We start from the raw sequence: 15,516 nt of genomic DNA, 5'->3' as shown, positions 1-15,516 counted from the left end.
GTCGAGACAGCGTGCCGCATCCACTGTCTGCTGGCGGCGCCCACGAATGAGGACCGCACCCCTCTTGACGTGAGCACCGGGGTTGCATAGATATGGTCGCGCGGCCATACGGCTGACACGGACGGCCGGATACGGAGCCAAAGGCTTCGGACAGCGGGCATCCACTTCCTCGAAAGGTGTCAGGTCCATGCCAAATCTGCCTGGACTTGCGAGGAAGAGGTTCCTCGCTGCTCTGACGGCCGGCACTTTGCTCGCCGCCCTGCTGGCGGCTGTAGGGCCGATGTCGGCGCAAGCGGCCGAGACCGACTTCACCATCTACGACGGTGTCGCGACCAGTCCCGTGCTGATCGACCGGTCCTACGGCGGGGATCACGACGATCGCGACTACAGGCAGGTGCACCGCGCGGTCCAGGATCTGCGCCAGGACGTCGCGATGGTGACCGGCGCGATCGACGCCGGCGAGCTGCAGCGGCGCTTCGTCGACGACGAGGCGGCCAAGAAGGCACGCCTGGCGAGCGCCGACCAGAGCAAGGTCCCCGCTCTGCTGACCGAGGCGGACGGCGTGAAGACCGCGATCATCGTCGGCGTGATCGGTCAGAGCGAACTGATCGACGGGATCATCGACGCGGGCAAGTTCGACGAGGCCGCCCGGATCACCGGTGAGTGGGAGGGATACGCGATCAAGAAGGTGGTCGACCCCGTCGCCGGGGTCGACCGCGCTCTCGTGATTGCGGGGAGCGATGCCCGCGGGACGATCTACGGGATCTACTCGGTCTCCGAGGAGATCGGCGTGTCTCCGTGGTACTGGTACAGCGACGTCCCGGTCGAGCAGCGGGACGACATCGTCGTCGACGGCTCCCCGGAGATCGATGACGGCCCTGACGTGAAGTACCGGGGAATCTTCATCAACGACGAGGAACGCACCATCGACTGGGCGAAGGAGAAATTCCCCACGGACAGGGGGACGCCCGAGGTCAACTACTACAGGCACGTCTACGAGATGATGCTCCGTCTCAAGCTGAACACGCTGTGGCCCGCGATGCACGAGGGCACAACGTCGTTCAACGCGGCCACCGACACGGGGATGTTCGACGCCGGCACGCCGATCAACGCACGCGAGGCGGCTGCGTACGGCGTGGTCATGTCCTCCTCGCACGCCGAGTTGATGCTGCGCAGCAACGTCGAGGAGTGGCGACCGTTCTACGAGCGCAACAAGGAGGCGCTCGACATCAAGGGCTCGGATTACCGGTCGGCCTTCGACTACTCGATCAACAAGCCCGCGGTCGTCGAGTACTGGCGCGAGCGCCTGGTCGCCAACGCCGGCTTCGAGAGCATCCTCGCGCTGGGCATGCGCGGCGTGCACGACGGGGCGCCCGCGTTCACTCCCGGCAATCCGTACGGATTCGCCAACAGGGTGGAGATGGTCGGTGACGCCATCACCGAGCAGCGCAAACTGATCGAGGACGTCTACGGCAGCGTTGACGCCGTGCCGCAGGTGTTCATCCCGTACAAGGAGATGGCCGATCTCTACAACAACGGGCTGAAGGCCTTCATCCCCGAAGACGTGACGCTGATGTGGGCGGAGGACAACCAGGGCTACCTGCGCCAGGTGCCGACGCGGTCCGAAGCGGCCAGATCGGGCGGCAACGGAATCTACTACCACAGCTCCTACTGGGGCAGCCCGAAGAGCTACCTCTGGCTCAACTCCATGCCGATGTCGCTCATGGTCGAGCAGCTCGACCGAGCATGGAACACCGATGCGGGACGGTACTGGATTCTCAATGTCGGCGACATCAAGCCAGGCGAGATGAAGACCGAGCTGTTCGCGAAGCTCGCCTGGGACGTCGGCGGGTATGACGACACGAACATCGAGAGCAAGTTCCTCGTCGAACAGGTGAAGCGAGACTTCGGACTCACCGGGCGCGGGGCGGCTGTGGTCGCCGACGCGCTCGACAGGTTCTCGACGCTCGAAGGCACCAAGCGCGCCGAGCTCTGGGGCACGCAGAACCCCTCCGGCGTCCACTCGGCGGGTTTCCCCGGTAGTCGCTCGTTCCCCTTCAGCGCGACGTCGGACGGGGACGAGCTCCAGCGCTACATCAACGAGGCGAACGAGCTGGTGGACATGGTCGAAGGTGTCTCGGACGGATTGCACGAACGCTATCGATCCGCTTTCTACCAGCAGGTGGTCCACCGGGTTCGCTCGTACCGGAACATGGCCGAGCAGATCGGTTACTACTGGAAGAACCAGCTGTACGCCGAGCAGGGCCGCTACGGCAGCGCGAGGGTCTACGCGGTGCTGTCGAAGAACGCGCGCGACCGCATCAGGTCCGACGAAGCGCACTGGGACACCCTCAGCGACGGCAAGTGGAGCGAGGCGATCGGTTACAGCCATCCGATCACCTACTACGGCGGCGTCAACGAGGGCGTGGTGATGCTCACCGACGACCGGTATGCCACCGTCGCGTCTCCGTCCGACGGGGTGAGCGCCAACGCGGAGGGCCAGAAGGTGCCGGGCAGCGGCAGGCTGCGGTTCAACTCGGCATCACCCGAGGACGAACGGTATTTCGACGTGTTCTCGAAGAACGACGTCGCCGAGGAGTGGGTCGCCGAGGCGGACACCCCGTGGATCACCCTCTCGGGTGTGTCGGGCAAGACCTCTGCCGAGCAACGTGTCACCGTGACGGTCGATTTCGCGCGGCTCGATGCGAGCGCCACGGGGACGATCCGGGTCTACAACGCAGGCGACGGTGAGAAGACCGGCGATCCGGTCGCGACGTTCACGGTGGACGCGGAAAGGGCCACCGTGGACTTCCACGGCCGACCTGGAGGGTGCCGGCCGTCCCCGTCCCGGGGCTGTACGCCCGGCCACATCGAGGCGAATGGCTACGTCGCCGTCGAGGCCGAGCACTTCGCCGAGAATGTGGCCGGTGCCGACGGGGCGAGATGGCGCCCGATCGAGGGCATAGCTCAGCGCGGGGACGCCATGAAGGCGTTCCCGGAGACTGCACGGAGGGTCGACGCAGACTTCACGACCACCGCGCACCTGAAGTACCGGGTGTACTTCACGTCGAGCGGTCGGTTCACCGGCACCTTCTACCGAGTGCCGACCCTGAACGAGGGAAGAGAGGACGACGGCACCATCCGAAGCTCACGGACCGCGATCGGGATAGACGACCAGGTTCCGGCCTCGGCCAACCTCCGAGGCTGCGCACAGACGAGTTGTGGCAGCGCCTGGGGCGACAACGTCATGCGTGGGATCGAGCCCCTGACGTTCACGGTCAACGTCCCGAAGCCGGGTTGGCACGACCTCGTGGTCTACCGGTCGGACGTGGCCATCCTCTTCGACCGGATCATCATCGAAACCGACAGAGGTGCCGTCGGCGACGGCCTCGTCGGCCCGGCGGAGAGCCCCAACAACATCGCACAGGGTGGAGCTGTGCAGACGGCCGCGGTCGCGCCGCTTCCGGACGAGCTCTCGACACATCGCGCACTGCCAGCGGTCTCCCTGCCCGTCGGCGGGACTCGCACCGTCGACGACGTGGTGGCAGTGGAGTCGGACAGCGAGACCGCCTCGGTCGGCGACGACGGCGAGGTGATGATCATCGTTCCGTCGACGGGCAGTGGAGGTACCACTCGAGCAAGGGCGCGCAGGAGACTGCCGTCGAAACGTGGTACCGCAACCACGACCGTCAACGGGGCCGCGCTGGCTCCCCGGCGAGCACTCCGATCTCGCTCTGGGCACGGGAGTCCGGGACTCACGTGAACCAGACGCGTTGACGACGAATGCCTCGGCCGGGCGCTGTCACGTTGGTTGACTGGATGGGATGATCTTCTGGTTGATCGTGCGGGAGGGGGCTGTTCGTGGGGGCCGTGCCGCCGTCGTACAAGGGGCACCGGTACCCCGGTCGAGATCATCTCCCCCTGCGTGTGGCTGTGCTTCCGCTTCCCCCTCAGCTTCCGCGAGGTCGACGAGCTGATGCTCGAGCGCGGGATCGTCGTCTCCTATGAGACGGTCCGCCGCTGGTGTGTGCTTCGGAGTTCGGAAGCGGTCGACCGGTGGACTGGCTGGTGATCGCCGCCTACACCCAGCTCCGGCTCGCCCGACCGCTGGCCACAGACCTCCGCAGGCCCTGGGAGAAGCCCGCCTGACCTCCCATACGCTCAGCAGCCTTCCCGCCTGGATGTACGACGACCTTCCGGCGGCGACCCCAGGAGATGCTGAGCGGCCTCGCCGCCCAGCATCTGCCTCAGGTCGAGGAGTAAACGCTGGACGACCAGGTACCCCGTCTCGTGGCCCTGGATCGACACGGCCAGCAGCACGGCGCGCGGAGACAGCCGCAGCAGCCGCTCGACTCCGACGCCCCGGATGTCGGGGGTGTTGCCGGCGACCACGCTCAACAGGCCCTTCTGCACGCCGTCGCCCCTCAGTCGAGGTGGGCGACATGCGGCGGGGCGGGCACCGCGCGGAGCCGGTCGGGCAGCGTACCGTCGTCGGGCATCCCGGCCCTCAGCCAGGCACCGACCGCTTCGGCGTCGGCCCCGGTGACGAGCGGGCCGAGCCGTACGACGGCCCCGGCCGGCCTGCGATCCGCCGTACATGGCTGCACGGCGGCGTGCGGTCCGCGGTCCGACCGGCAGTGCAGAACCTTCTCCAGGCAACCGGTGGAGACCATGACCCCGTGGGGGCAGCCGCGGACGGCGCGACGCAGCCCGTCCATCAGCCCGTCGGTCTCGGCGTGACACGACGCGCAGACGACGAGGGTGAACGGACGGCTCTCACGGCCACGTGCCGCGTCACTCATACCCGCACCCTTCCACGATTTATTGAAAATGGTTTCCATTTTTATAGCACAGCCGGGCGCCCGCATCGACGCCCCCCAAGCCGACCGGCACACCCCCACCGGGTTCGGTGACCCAACTCTCGGCAACGGAGCGACAGTTGGCGGGCCCGTCTTTCGACACTCGCACCACCCCCTCGCAACAGTTCCTCGATGGCACGGACATCTCGTTCGTGGCGGCAAGGTCGCGCAGGTCCATCGGCGAGGAGCGGGTCTGACTGGTCCGCGACGGCTTCGCGTTCCCGAACTGCCGCACACAGAACCCGCGCACGGCCAAACCCAGCCTGCTCTGCTCCTGCTCCCAGGGCTTAAAGGCGTATACAGCGGGAAATGATGATCCCCGAACGGTTGTCTGAGTGGCTTCCGGTGCTCGACGGTGTCGCTCGACCGCCGGGGGCTGCAGCCGCCCGTGCATGGAAAGGGGGCCTGCCGTGCGTGCGCCCTTGTATCTGCAGCCGCGGTTGGAGCCACCGCTCTCTTCGTTGCTGGAAGCCGCTTCCTTCCTCCACTCCCTCGCCGACGCCCTCGGCTCACCGCTCAATGTGCTGCTGCCCGACCGGATCGTGGAGAACGCCGCGGGATTCCGCGGCGTCTACCGCGAGCACCACCTCACCGGCCGGGTCTACTTCGCGCACAAGGCGAACCAGGCGCACAGCCTGGTGCGGCGGCTGACGGCGACCGACCCGGCCGCGGTGGGCATCGACGTCGCCTCCCTGGGCGAGTTGCGGCACGCGCTGGAGTGCGGATTCACCGCCGACCGGATCATGGCCACGGGCCCCAAGGACCGCGAGTTCCTGTGGCTGGCCGCCCGCACCGGTGCCTGCGTGAACATCGACTCCCCCGCCGAACTCGAGCAACTGGCCGGGCTGATACGGGCGTACGACCTGCCCCGAGCAGATGTGCTGCTGCGGCTGACCGAGTTCGAAGCCTCCGCGTCCGCCGCGTCGGGCGCCCGGGTGCTCTTCCGGCGCAGCCGCTTCGGCTCGCCCGTGCGGGAGGTGGACCGCCTGCTCGACGCGGTCGACCGGCACCGGGACGCGGTCCGGTTGACGGGGGTCGCCTACCACCTGGACACCACCGGGGTCGCGGAGAAGGCTGTCGCGCTGGAGAGTTGCATCACGGTCATGGACGAGTGCCGTGCCCGGGGAATGGATCCGCGGGTCATCGACATCGGCGGCGGTTTCGGAGTCGGTTATGTAGCCGACGCAGGTCAGTGGGAGCACTACACCACCGAGCTGGCCGAGGCCGTGCTCGGCACCCGTCCAGCGCTCACATGGCGGGGCCACGGCTACGGGCTGCGGAACGAGGGCGGCACACTGCGCGGGGCGCAGGCGCTCTATCCGGCCCATCGTCCCACCGCAGGACCCGGATACCTGGACGAGTTGCTGGCCCACACCGCCCCCGTCTCGGGCCGCCCGCTGGGCACGCTGCTCCTGGAGCACCTCTACGACCTCGTCTGCGAACCGGGCAGGGCTCTCGTCGACCAGTGCGGACTCACGTTGGCGCGGGTGCTCGACGTGCGTCGGGCCGGCGCCGACTCGGACGACGTCCTGGTGCGTCTCGGTATGAACGCCGGGGACGTGAGCCTGGAGGAGCACGGTGTGCTCGTCGACCCGGTACTCCTCCCCCGCCCAGGAGCCCAACAGGACGCCGACGGCGGACCTGTGGGGGTCTATCTGGCCGGCAATCTGTGCCTGGAGGCCGACCTGATCACGCGCCGCAAAGTCTTCCTGCCCCGGATGCCGCACCCCGGCGATCTGATGGCCTTCGCCAACACCGCCGGATACGCGATGGACTTCCACGCCCATCATGCGCAGAGACAGCCGGTCGCCCGCACGGTCGCCGTCACTGGGGAAGGGGACACCTGGCGTTGGTGCCTGGACGAGGAGTACTGGCCGATCACGCGAGGGGGACCGGTTTCATGAGGTACGACAGCATCACGGACGCCATCGGCAACACACCGCTGGTGCGGATCGATCAGGCCGTGCACGGCCTGCGCCACATCGACCTGTACGCCAAGCTGGAGATGCTCAACCCCTTCGGCTCGGTCAAGGACCGGGCCGCATGGAACATGGCCCGCCCCGGTCTCGCCTCGGCGGCGGAGCGCGGTGCGACGGTCGTGGAGCTGTCGAGCGGCAACACGGCCAAGGCCCTCGCCCTGCTCGCGGGCATGCACGGCCTCAAGTTCAAGAGCGTCACCAACCGGATGCGGGTACCGGAGATCAAGGAACTTCTCCTTCTGCTGGGTGCCGAGATCGAGGAGCTGCCGGGGCAGAGCGAATGCCTCGACCCGACCGACACCGACGACCCGCTGACCCGCTTCTACCGGGCGCTCACCGAGGACGGAAACGCGTATCTGCACACGGACCAGTACTTCAACGCGCGCAACACCGAGGCGCATGCCACGGGCACCGGCCCGGAGATCGTCAAGGATCTGGACGGGCGGGCGCCGGACTGGTTCGTCGCCTGCGTGGGCACGGCGGGCTCCTCCACCGGTGTCGCTCAGGTGCTGCGCGAACAGGACCCCGGAGTACGGGTGGTCGGGCTCGTCGCCCACAAGTCGGACTTCATCCCCGGCATCCGCACCATCGACGAGGTGCATCAGGTGGGCCTGTTCGACCCGGCGACCTACGACACCATCGAGGCGGTCACCGCCGACGAGGCCATCGACGGGATGCTGACTCTGATCCGCCGCTGCGGACTCCTGGCCGGCCCCACCGGCGGCGCCGCCTATCACGGCGCGGTACGCCATCTCCGTACGGTGGACACCGAACTAGGACGGGCAGGTACCGCGGAGCGGCGGACGGCGGTCTTCATCGTCTGCGACCGCGCCGAGAGCTACCTCAGTTACGTACGGCAGCGCCGCCCCGAGCTCCTGGGCCGGCCGCCCCGGAAAAACTCCGCCGCTGCCCTGTCCGATGCCGAGGTGCGAGCGCAGGCCACGGTCATCGACACGGCGGACGCGCGGCGGTGGATCGAGGACGGGCAGCCGCGGCCCCTCGTGGTCGACCTGCGCGGGCCGCACGCGTACGCCGTGCTGCACATCGACGGCTCGGTCAACATCAACGACGAGCTGTTCGACGAACTCGTGCGCGGCGGCCTGCCGTTCAGTAAGCGGCAGCCGGTGCTGCTGGCGTGCCCGGTCGGCGAGAAGTCGGCCCGCTATGCCGCGCTGCTGACCCGCATGGGCCACCCCGACGTGCGCAGTCTGACCGGCGGGATCGTGGCGTGGCGCGACGCCGGTGCGCCGCTGGTGAGGGACTGACCCCATGGCCGACCTCGATCTGACAGAACTGGCGGACTGGCACAACGAGCTGCGGGAGCAGTTCCCTATCATCACCGCACACCCGGACGTTGCCTACCTGGACAGCGCCGCTACCTCGCAGAAGCCACGGGCCGTGCTCGACGCCGTGCAGAGGTATCTGACGACGGCGAACGCCAACGCCGGGCGGGGCAGCTATCCGTGGGCCAACCACACGACGGCACTGGTGGAACGGACACGGCAGCGTGTCAAGGAGTTCCTCCGCGACCCCGAACCGGAGCGCTCGGGTGTCCACTTCACCAGCGGCACCACCGAAGGTCTGCGGAACATCGCCCGCGACTGGCTCCCCGGCCATCTCACGGACGGCGACGAGATCCTCGTCCCCTTCGCCGACCACCGGGCGAACCTGGACCCCTGGCTGGAGGCCCGGCGGCTGCTGGCGGAGCAGGGCGTCACCGTGCACCTGCGGGAGCTGCCGTACCAGGAGTCGTCCGGCGACTACGACCACCGGGCGCTGGCCGAAGTCGTCGGCCCACGCACCCGCTTCGTCGCCGCCACACACGTCCACCACGTCTACGGCGGCGACATGAACGTGCACCGCATCCGCGAGGCCGTCGGTCCGGACGTGCCGATCTGTCTCGACGCCGCCCAGAGCATCGGTCATCTCCCGGTGTCCGTGAACCGGCTCGACGTGGACTTCGTCGTCTTCTCCGGGCACAAGGCGTTGGCCCTGCCCGGCTCCGGCGCGGTCTGGGCACGTAACGCACCCGGACGCGGCGGGGAGTTTTGGCCCGGCGGCTGGAGCGGCACCCCGAACACCGTGGGCATAGCCTCCCTGGAGGCCGCGCTCGACTGGCTGGACGCGGCGGGCACCGAGCGGATCGCGCGCTGGACGACCGCCCTGGGCGCCCGGCTCACCGAGGGGCTCCGCCGTCTGGCCTCGTACGAGATCCTGGGCTGTCAGACCAGTCTGGGCGCCGGCTCGACCGTGCAGCGGCGCCACGGCATCGTCACCATCCGACACTGCGAGATCCCGTCCGACGACCTGGGATTCATCCTGCACAGCCACGGCCTCATGGTGCGGGCCGACAACCTGTGCCAGGCGGGTACGGACAAACGGGACGGCTCGGTGCGGATCAGCCTCCACGTCCACAACACCGCGCAGGAGATCGATCGCCTACTGACCGTGCTGGCGACCCTGGAAGGGTAAGGTCAATGGAAACCGTTTCCAATAAGGGGTAGGTTCTGAGCCTACCCGGTACGGAGAGACGGAAGAGGCGACGCGAAGCATGGGCGTAGGCATGGGGACGGCCAGGCTGTGGGTGGAGCGCTGGGAACTGCAGCAGCAGCACTACGCCATCGCCCGCGAGGAGCGGTTCACAGTCATCGCCGACGTCGTCGAACACGTCGTCGCCCACCAGGACCGACCGTTGGTCCTCGACCTCGGCTGCGGACCGGGGTCGCTGGCCTCCAGGCTCACCGAGAGGCTGCCGGACGCGGAGATCGTCGCCGTGGACATGGACCCGGTGCTCCTGGAGCTCGGCCGTGCTCATCACGCGGACGCCGCCCGCTATGTGGACGCCGTGATCGGGGAGAGCGGATGGACAGACTCCCTCGGCCTGGACCGCCCCCTGGACGCGGTCGTCTCGACCACAGCCCTCCACTACCTCTCGGAACGGACCCTGCTGCGGACCTACCGTCAGCTGGAGAACCTGCTGAGGCCGGGGGGCACCCTGGTCAACGGTGACCACTTCGCCCCGGACGACCGGCGTTGCTCGGAGCTCACCGCCCATGTGGGGCGACGACGAGCCGAACGGTCACGCACACACGACCACGAGAACTGGGACGCCTGGTGGAGCGCGGCCGCCCAGGATCCGGAACTGACCGACCTGTTCGCCCAACGCGAGGAGCGGCAGGCGGCGCTCGCCCACCACGGAAGCGACAACGACCTGCCACTCGCCCGCCACGTCGAGCTCCTGGGGCAAGCGGGCTTCTGCCACATCACCCCGGTCTGGCAGTTCGGCGACAGCCAGGTCCTGGTCGCACTCAAGGACTGACCGACCTGTTGGAGAGGACGTCATCGGCGATGGGGAACAACGCTGGGGGAATCGGTGCGAACCTCCCGACGGCCCGACAGCGGGCAACCTGGCAGCGCTCGGCCGTCGTCGAAGCCCTCGCGAAGCGCCATGACTTCGTGTCCGCGCAGGACCTGCACACACTCATCGTCGCTGACGACACGCGCATCGGGCTGGCGACCGTGTACCGCGCGCTGCGGGACCTGGAGGCCACGGGCAGCGTGGATGTCCTCCAAGCGGGCGCCGGAGCACGACTATTCCGGCTGCGGGCGGCCGACGGGCACCGTCACTACCTGATCTGCCGCAGTTGCGGCCGCAGCCGACCAGTGGACTCCCAGGACGTCGAGGAGTGGGCCGAACGCGTCACCGCCGACACCGGATTCGCCGCGGTGGAGCACACCGTCGAACTCACCGGTGTCTGCTCCGGCTGCCGGTCCCGCCCGGACACCGGAGGAGAGCCGGCAAGCCCGTTGGGGCCGGGCCGGGACACCACGACGCGGCGAGCCCACGACGGCGCGAGCTGAAGGCGACCGTTTCACCGCCGCTGCGCCTCCGCGAGCATGCGGCCGCCCTCGTCACCGGCAATCCGCACCGAACCGGGCTGCCGGTCCCCGGAGACCGCCGCCGCACGTCCCCCATCGCCCGGCGACGAGTCCCTCCGCCGTCCGAAGGACCGCATCGCACAGTCACGCCCCGGGCCGACAGGACATGTCGAGAGAATTCCCCACGCCGGCGCGGAGCTTCAGGATGGCGTGAGGGTCAGGACTCGGTTGAGCGCGCCACCAGGGCGGGCGGTCAGGTCGGCCCAGGTGCCCGCCTCCGCGATGCGGCCGGATTCCAGCACGGCGATACGGTCCGCGCGACGGATGGTCGCGGGGCGGTGTGCGATCACGATGGTCGTACGGTTGCCCCGGGCAAGCGCGGCGGCGAGTCGGGCGTCGCCGCCGTTGTCCAGATGGGCGGTGGTCTCGTCCAGCACAAGGACCCTGGGCTCGGCCAGCAGGGCGCGGGCGAGGGCGATACGAGCCCGCTGGCCGCCGGAGAGGGTGACGCCGCGCTCCCCGACAAGAGAGTCCATGGGGGCGATCCCGTCGACGCCGCACAGCCGGGCGATTTCGGTCAGGAGGTCGTCGCCCGCGTCCGGTGCGGCGAGGCGCAGGTTCTCGGTGAGGGTGCCGTGGAAGAGGGGGGTGTCCTGGCCCACGACGGCGACGGCACGGCGCAGTTCGGCGTCGGCCACGTCACGGAGGTCGACGGGGTCGCCGTCGCGGGGCAGCAGGTGGACAACTCCCCCGGAGGGATCCCAGAAGCGGCCCAGCAGATGGGCGCAGGTCGACTTGCCGGCCCCCGAGACGCCGACCAGGGCGAGGGTCTGCCCTGCGGGAACCGTCAGGTCGACCGCGTCCAGCACGGGCCGGCCCCCGTAGTCGAAGCTCACTCGGTGCAGCCGGACGCCCAGCGGGCCTGCGGGAAGCAGGCGGGGTGAGGCGGGCTGCGGGGCAAGAGAGGGGGCCTTCACGGCCGCGTCGACGCGGGCGGCGGCGGCGCGCAGACCGACGGCCTGGCTCAGGGCCCTGGCCGACTCGGCGACCGGCCCGAGTACCGACAACGCCAGCGCCATCGCCGCCGGGGCCCACGCGCCGTGCAGCCGCCCCGAGTTCACGGACTGCGCGGCGGCGGCCACCACGCCGAGGACCGCGAGAACGATGAGCAGATCGCGGACGGCGGCCGCCATGGCCTCCCAGGCGGCCTCGGCCCGCTGCGCCTCACCCACCCGTCGGCCCTGCGCGGCGAGACGACGGCGCCGCTCGGCCAGCCCTCCGAAGGCGAGCAGTTCCCGCAGCCCGTCGACGGCCTCCACGGTGTCGGCCGAGAGCTTCGTTGCCGCGGCCCTGGTTCGGGCCCCGCGCGTGGCGCGTCCGCGCGCGTCGGCGAAGGGAGCCACGGCGAGCAGCGCGGCGACTGGCAGCACCGCCGCAAGGAGCCACGGCTCGACGGTGGCCAGCACCGCGGCCCCGCCTGTGAACACCACGCCGGATGCGAGGAGTTGTGCGGTGGTGTGGGCGTAGAAGAACTCCAGCGCCTCCACGTCGGCCATCGCCGTGGCGGCCAGGTCCCCGCTGCGCCGGCCGGCCACGCGGGCGGGAGCGCTGCGAGCGAGCCCGTCGAAGACCCGCACGCGCAGCTCGGCCAGTACCCGGTAGGCCAGGTCGTGCGAGAGGTCCATCTCGCGCCAGGTCGTCAGGGCACGTACGAGGACGAGGACGACCAGCGCCGTGACCGTGCCGGCCGACGGGGAACGGGACTCGATGACGGCGGTTCCCACGCTGTGCGCGGCCAGGGTGAGCAGCGCCACCAGAGAGCCCTGCTCGACGAGTGCGGCAGCGCAGGTGCGGGCCATCATGACCCGGTGCCCGGCGAGGGCGGGCAACAGGGCGCGCAGCGCGCCCCGCGGGGGCACGGGCGCGTCGATGGAGCCGGCCGGTGTCACGCCGGCGCCGGCGTCGATGGTGCTGCTCATGCGGCGAGCCCTCCTTCGTAGGTGCGGCCCGCTTCGACGAGCTCGGCGTAGACGCCCCCGGCGTCGATGAGGTCCTCGTGCCCGCCGATGGCGTCCACGCGTCCGCCGTCGAGCACCACGATGCGGTCGGCGTGCCGGACGGCGGCGAGCCGGTGGGCGACCAGCAGGACGGTCCGGCCGCCCGCGGCGTCCAGCAGTTCGCGGACGATGTGGGCCTCCCGGCGTTCGTCGACCGCGCTGGTGGCCTCGTCGAGGACGAGGACCCGGGCGTCGGCCAGCAGGGCGCGGGCGAGGGCGAGGCGCTGGCGTTGTCCGCCGGACAGGGTGGCGCCCCGTTCGCCGAGCACGGTGGCGTAGCCGTCGGGGAGGGCCGCGATCTCGTCGTGGATGCCGGCGGTCCGTGCCGCGCCGAGAAGTTCGTCGTCCGTGGCCGTCGGCCGGGCCAGGCGCAGGTTGTCGGCGATGGTGGCGTGGAAGAGGTAGGTCTCCTGCGAGACGACGGCTATGCCCTGCCGCAAGGAGTCGAGTGCGTACCCGGTGACGTCGCGGCCGTCGACGGTGATCCTGCCCTGCTGCGGGTCGCGGTGGCGCAGGAGCAGGGCGAGCAGTGTGGACTTGCCGGCGCCGGAAGGGCCGACGAGGGCGGTGGTGCGCCCGGCCTCGGCGGTGAAGGTGACATCGCGGAGGGCGGGCACCTCGGCACCGTCGTAGCTGAACTCCACCTGTTCGAAACGTACTTGGGGCGGATCCGGCCAGTGCGCCTGTTCCGTTGCCGTGTCGGGGACCACGGGGTCTGCGGTGCGCAGCGCCGCGAGTCCGTCCGCGGCCGATACTCCCAGGTATCCGGCGTGCCATTCGCGGGACAGGTCGCGTACGGGCCTGAAGCACTCGGAAGCCAGCAGCAGCATCAGATAGGTGCCGGTGGGAGTGGTGGATCCGGTGACGGCCGACCAGCAGGCGAGCAGCGCGGCGGCCACGGTGCCGCCCTGGATGGCCAGGTCGGTGAGTCCGGTGTCGACCAGTGACACGCGGAGCTTGGCGACGGTGGCCCGGTGCAGCGCCGCCGAGCGTTCCTCCAGCCGCTCACGGGTGCGTCCGACGGCACCGGCCGCTCGCAGCGCGGGCATGCCCTGCAGCGCTTCGAGGTAGTCGGCGCCCAGTTGCTCGTAGGTGTCCCAGTGTTCCTTGCCGCGCTTGGCGAGGAGCCGGTCCCAGGCGCGTGGGCCGAACAGGCCGAGCAGCAGAGCGGGTACGAGGCCGAGGAGGGCGACCGGTTCGACGGCGGCCAGTGCGGCGAGCAGCAGGGGCGGCACGGTGAGGGTGATGAGGAGCTGCGGTAGGTAGCGGGAGACGTAGGCGTCGACGCCTTCCACCCCGTCGACGAGGGTGGTGCGCACCGCCCCGGCGCGCGCGGAGGTCAGATGCGCGGGCCCGAGCCGGCCGAGGTGGGTGAGAAGTTCGTCCCGCAGACGTACCCTGACCCGCGCGCCGGCGCGGGTGGCGGTGTGCCGCTGCCACTGGCCGAGCCCCGCTCGGGCGGCGACGACGGCGAGCACTCCCCCGAGGAGCAGCGGGAGCCGGTCCGTCTCGCCCCGGGCCACGTCGGCGAGGGCGACCGCGAGCAACACGGCCTGCGCGAGGTGAGCGAGGGTGACGGCGCCCTGCAGGACGGTGGCCGCGAGCAGGGGGCGCTGTGCGTGCCGTGCGGCGCGGCGCAGCTCGGGGTGGACGATCACGAGGTCCCCTTTTCGGAGTGGGTGGTGCCGAGGGCCAGGCCGTGGACGATCCAGTCCCTGCCCGGTGCGGCACCGAGCGCGGCACCGAGGTCGGCCTGCTGCCAGGCGCCGACGGGGCGACCGGCCAGGCCGTGCCGGCCGGCGGTCACGTGAGCCACGTGGACGGCGAAGCCGGCGCGTAGATGGACCCGGCGGATCTGTGGGGCTTCGGCTTCCGTCGGACAGCCGTAACCGAGCAGCACGGCGCCCGCGTCCGCGATCCACGCCTGGCCCGCGGCCCAGGCTGCGAGGGTCGGGCGGGCCTCACCCGCGGCGAGACGCCGCAGTGTGCCGTCGGGTGCCGACTCCACGAGTGCGGGCTGTGGTTCGCCGACGGCCGCACACCACGCGAGTTCACCGGGGCTCGCCTCGGCGGCGGCGGCGAGCACCGCCCGCAGTGCCTCCTGGGGCGGGGTGCCCCGCAGCGGTGGCCGGGCGCTGCGACGGGTCGACAAGTCGTGGGGAGTGGGTGCGTCCGCGACCCGGTGGGCGGTCTCGGACGGGGCGAAGTGCAGTGCGGCCAGGGGGTCTTCGGCGAGCCCGTCGAAGTCGAGTGCCGTCGGCGGGACGCCCAGGGAGCGCGCCGCGAGCCACAGCGCCGCGGCGGCGTGCCCGGTGTCCAGCAGGATCAGAGGCCAGGCACGGTGGCCGTAGTGCGAGAGCGTGCGCTGTGCGGTTACGGACAGTTCGACGGTGGCCCCGGGCGGTGTGCCGTCGGGTGCCGGGCCGAGGCGGTGCACGCGGTGGCCCAGCGGGTCGTAGCCGTAGCGTCCGGGCGGCAGGGGGCAGCCGGTGCCCACGACGAGCCGGGCGTCCACCGGGTGCAGCGCGCCCGCCGACGGGGCGGGCCGCAGCCGTCCGGCGCCGTTCGAGGCCGCCAGGGAGAGGCGGAGCAGCCGGCCCAGGTCGAGTTCCCCGGGGCGGGCTTCCGGCAGGGGAAACACCGGTCCGGGCCATGGTCGGACGGCGGACCCCGCAGGCGTGTCCGGGCCCGGCTTCTCCGGGGTACGGGCTCGGGCGAGGGCGGTGACGAGATCCACAGGTG

Annotated in this window: 11 protein-coding genes and 1 pseudogene; 7 read left to right on the top strand and 5 right to left on the bottom strand. The window is 70.5% G+C overall.

The features are described from left to right. Positions 1–187 precede the first annotated feature (187 nt). Entirely contained in the window at positions 188–3,763 is a 3,576-nt protein-coding gene (locus ACFU5F_RS12960; RefSeq protein WP_383886039.1) for a glycosyl hydrolase 115 family protein, read from the top strand. Positions 3,764–3,832: 69 nt separating this feature from the next. Beyond that, positions 3,833–4,024 (top strand): annotated as a pseudogene (locus tag ACFU5F_RS12955) (hypothetical protein); the annotation flags it as partial. A 137-nt stretch (positions 4,025–4,161) separates the two neighbouring features. Here the strand turns inward: ACFU5F_RS12955 and ACFU5F_RS12950 are convergent. Next, entirely contained in the window at positions 4,162–4,413 is a 252-nt protein-coding gene (locus tag ACFU5F_RS12950) for a hypothetical protein (protein ID WP_383886036.1), read from the bottom strand. Between the two features lie 11 nt (positions 4,414–4,424). Continuing rightward, entirely contained in the window at positions 4,425–4,802 is a 378-nt protein-coding gene (locus tag ACFU5F_RS12945; RefSeq protein ID WP_383886034.1) for a hypothetical protein, read from the bottom strand. 449 nt (positions 4,803–5,251) lie between these two features. Between ACFU5F_RS12945 and ACFU5F_RS12940 the strand changes: the two genes are divergently transcribed. From ACFU5F_RS12940 to ACFU5F_RS12920, 5 genes are all read left to right on the top strand, one after another. After that, on the top strand, positions 5,252–6,763 hold the full coding sequence (locus ACFU5F_RS12940) for a Y4yA family PLP-dependent enzyme (RefSeq protein ID WP_383886032.1): 1,512 nt from the start codon (positions 5,252–5,254) through the stop codon (positions 6,761–6,763). After that, complete coding sequence (locus ACFU5F_RS12935; protein WP_383886029.1) at positions 6,760–8,103, top strand: pyridoxal-phosphate dependent enzyme; 1,344 nt, start codon at positions 6,760–6,762, stop codon at positions 8,101–8,103. The genes ACFU5F_RS12940 and ACFU5F_RS12935 overlap by 4 nt, the downstream gene beginning before the upstream one ends. A gap of 4 nt (positions 8,104–8,107) precedes the next feature. Continuing rightward, positions 8,108–9,310: an aminotransferase class V-fold PLP-dependent enzyme gene (locus ACFU5F_RS12930; protein ID WP_383886026.1), complete on the top strand. Its 1,203-nt coding sequence runs from the start codon at positions 8,108–8,110 to the stop codon at positions 9,308–9,310. Positions 9,311–9,389: 79 nt separating this feature from the next. After that, complete coding sequence (locus ACFU5F_RS12925) at positions 9,390–10,157, top strand: class I SAM-dependent methyltransferase (protein ID WP_383886023.1); 768 nt, start codon at positions 9,390–9,392, stop codon at positions 10,155–10,157. 29 nt (positions 10,158–10,186) lie between these two features. Continuing rightward, the gene (locus tag ACFU5F_RS12920; protein WP_383886021.1) at positions 10,187–10,699 is read left to right on the top strand and encodes a Fur family transcriptional regulator; all 513 of its coding nucleotides are present in this window, start codon (positions 10,187–10,189) and stop codon (positions 10,697–10,699) included. 218 nt (positions 10,700–10,917) lie between these two features. Here ACFU5F_RS12920 and ACFU5F_RS12915 read toward each other — a convergent pair whose 3' ends face one another. The 3 genes from ACFU5F_RS12915 to ACFU5F_RS12905 are packed head-to-tail and all read right to left on the bottom strand — an operon-like array spanning position 10,918 to position 15,511. Then, positions 10,918–12,696 carry an ABC transporter ATP-binding protein gene (locus tag ACFU5F_RS12915; RefSeq protein WP_383886018.1) on the bottom strand — a complete coding sequence of 593 codons (1,779 nt, stop codon included), beginning with the start codon at positions 12,694–12,696 and terminating at the stop codon, positions 10,918–10,920. Continuing rightward, positions 12,693–14,432, bottom strand: coding sequence for an ABC transporter ATP-binding protein/permease (locus ACFU5F_RS12910; protein WP_383886016.1), 1,740 nt, complete (start codon positions 14,430–14,432; stop codon positions 12,693–12,695). The genes ACFU5F_RS12915 and ACFU5F_RS12910 overlap by 4 nt, the downstream gene beginning before the upstream one ends. Then, the gene (locus ACFU5F_RS12905; RefSeq protein WP_383886013.1) at positions 14,429–15,511 is read right to left on the bottom strand and encodes a SagB/ThcOx family dehydrogenase; all 1,083 of its coding nucleotides are present in this window, start codon (positions 15,509–15,511) and stop codon (positions 14,429–14,431) included. Before ACFU5F_RS12905 ends, ACFU5F_RS12910 begins: the two co-directional genes overlap by 4 nt. Positions 15,512–15,516 lie beyond the last annotated feature (5 nt).

The sequence above is a fragment of the Streptomyces sp. NPDC057438 genome (assembly GCF_042802995.1).
In the GTDB taxonomy this organism is placed as follows: domain Bacteria; phylum Actinomycetota; class Actinomycetes; order Streptomycetales; family Streptomycetaceae; genus Streptomyces.
This window is presented reverse-complemented; position numbering and strand designations above follow the sequence as displayed.

Coding starts and splice junctions, on each gene's coding strand:
- ACFU5F_RS12960 (WP_383886039.1), top strand. CDS start 188: ATGCCAAATCTGCCTGGACTTGCGAGGAAGAGGTTCCTCGCTGCTCTG.
- ACFU5F_RS12945 (WP_383886034.1), bottom strand. CDS start 4,802: ATGAGTGACGCGGCACGTGGCCGTGAGAGCCGTCCGTTCACCCTCGTC.
- ACFU5F_RS12940 (WP_383886032.1), top strand. CDS start 5,252: ATGGAAAGGGGGCCTGCCGTGCGTGCGCCCTTGTATCTGCAGCCGCGG.
- ACFU5F_RS12935 (WP_383886029.1), top strand. CDS start 6,760: ATGAGGTACGACAGCATCACGGACGCCATCGGCAACACACCGCTGGTG.
- ACFU5F_RS12930 (WP_383886026.1), top strand. CDS start 8,108: ATGGCCGACCTCGATCTGACAGAACTGGCGGACTGGCACAACGAGCTG.
- ACFU5F_RS12925 (WP_383886023.1), top strand. CDS start 9,390: ATGGGCGTAGGCATGGGGACGGCCAGGCTGTGGGTGGAGCGCTGGGAA.
- ACFU5F_RS12920 (WP_383886021.1), top strand. CDS start 10,187: ATGGGGAACAACGCTGGGGGAATCGGTGCGAACCTCCCGACGGCCCGA.
- ACFU5F_RS12915 (WP_383886018.1), bottom strand. CDS start 12,696: ATGAGCAGCACCATCGACGCCGGCGCCGGCGTGACACCGGCCGGCTCC.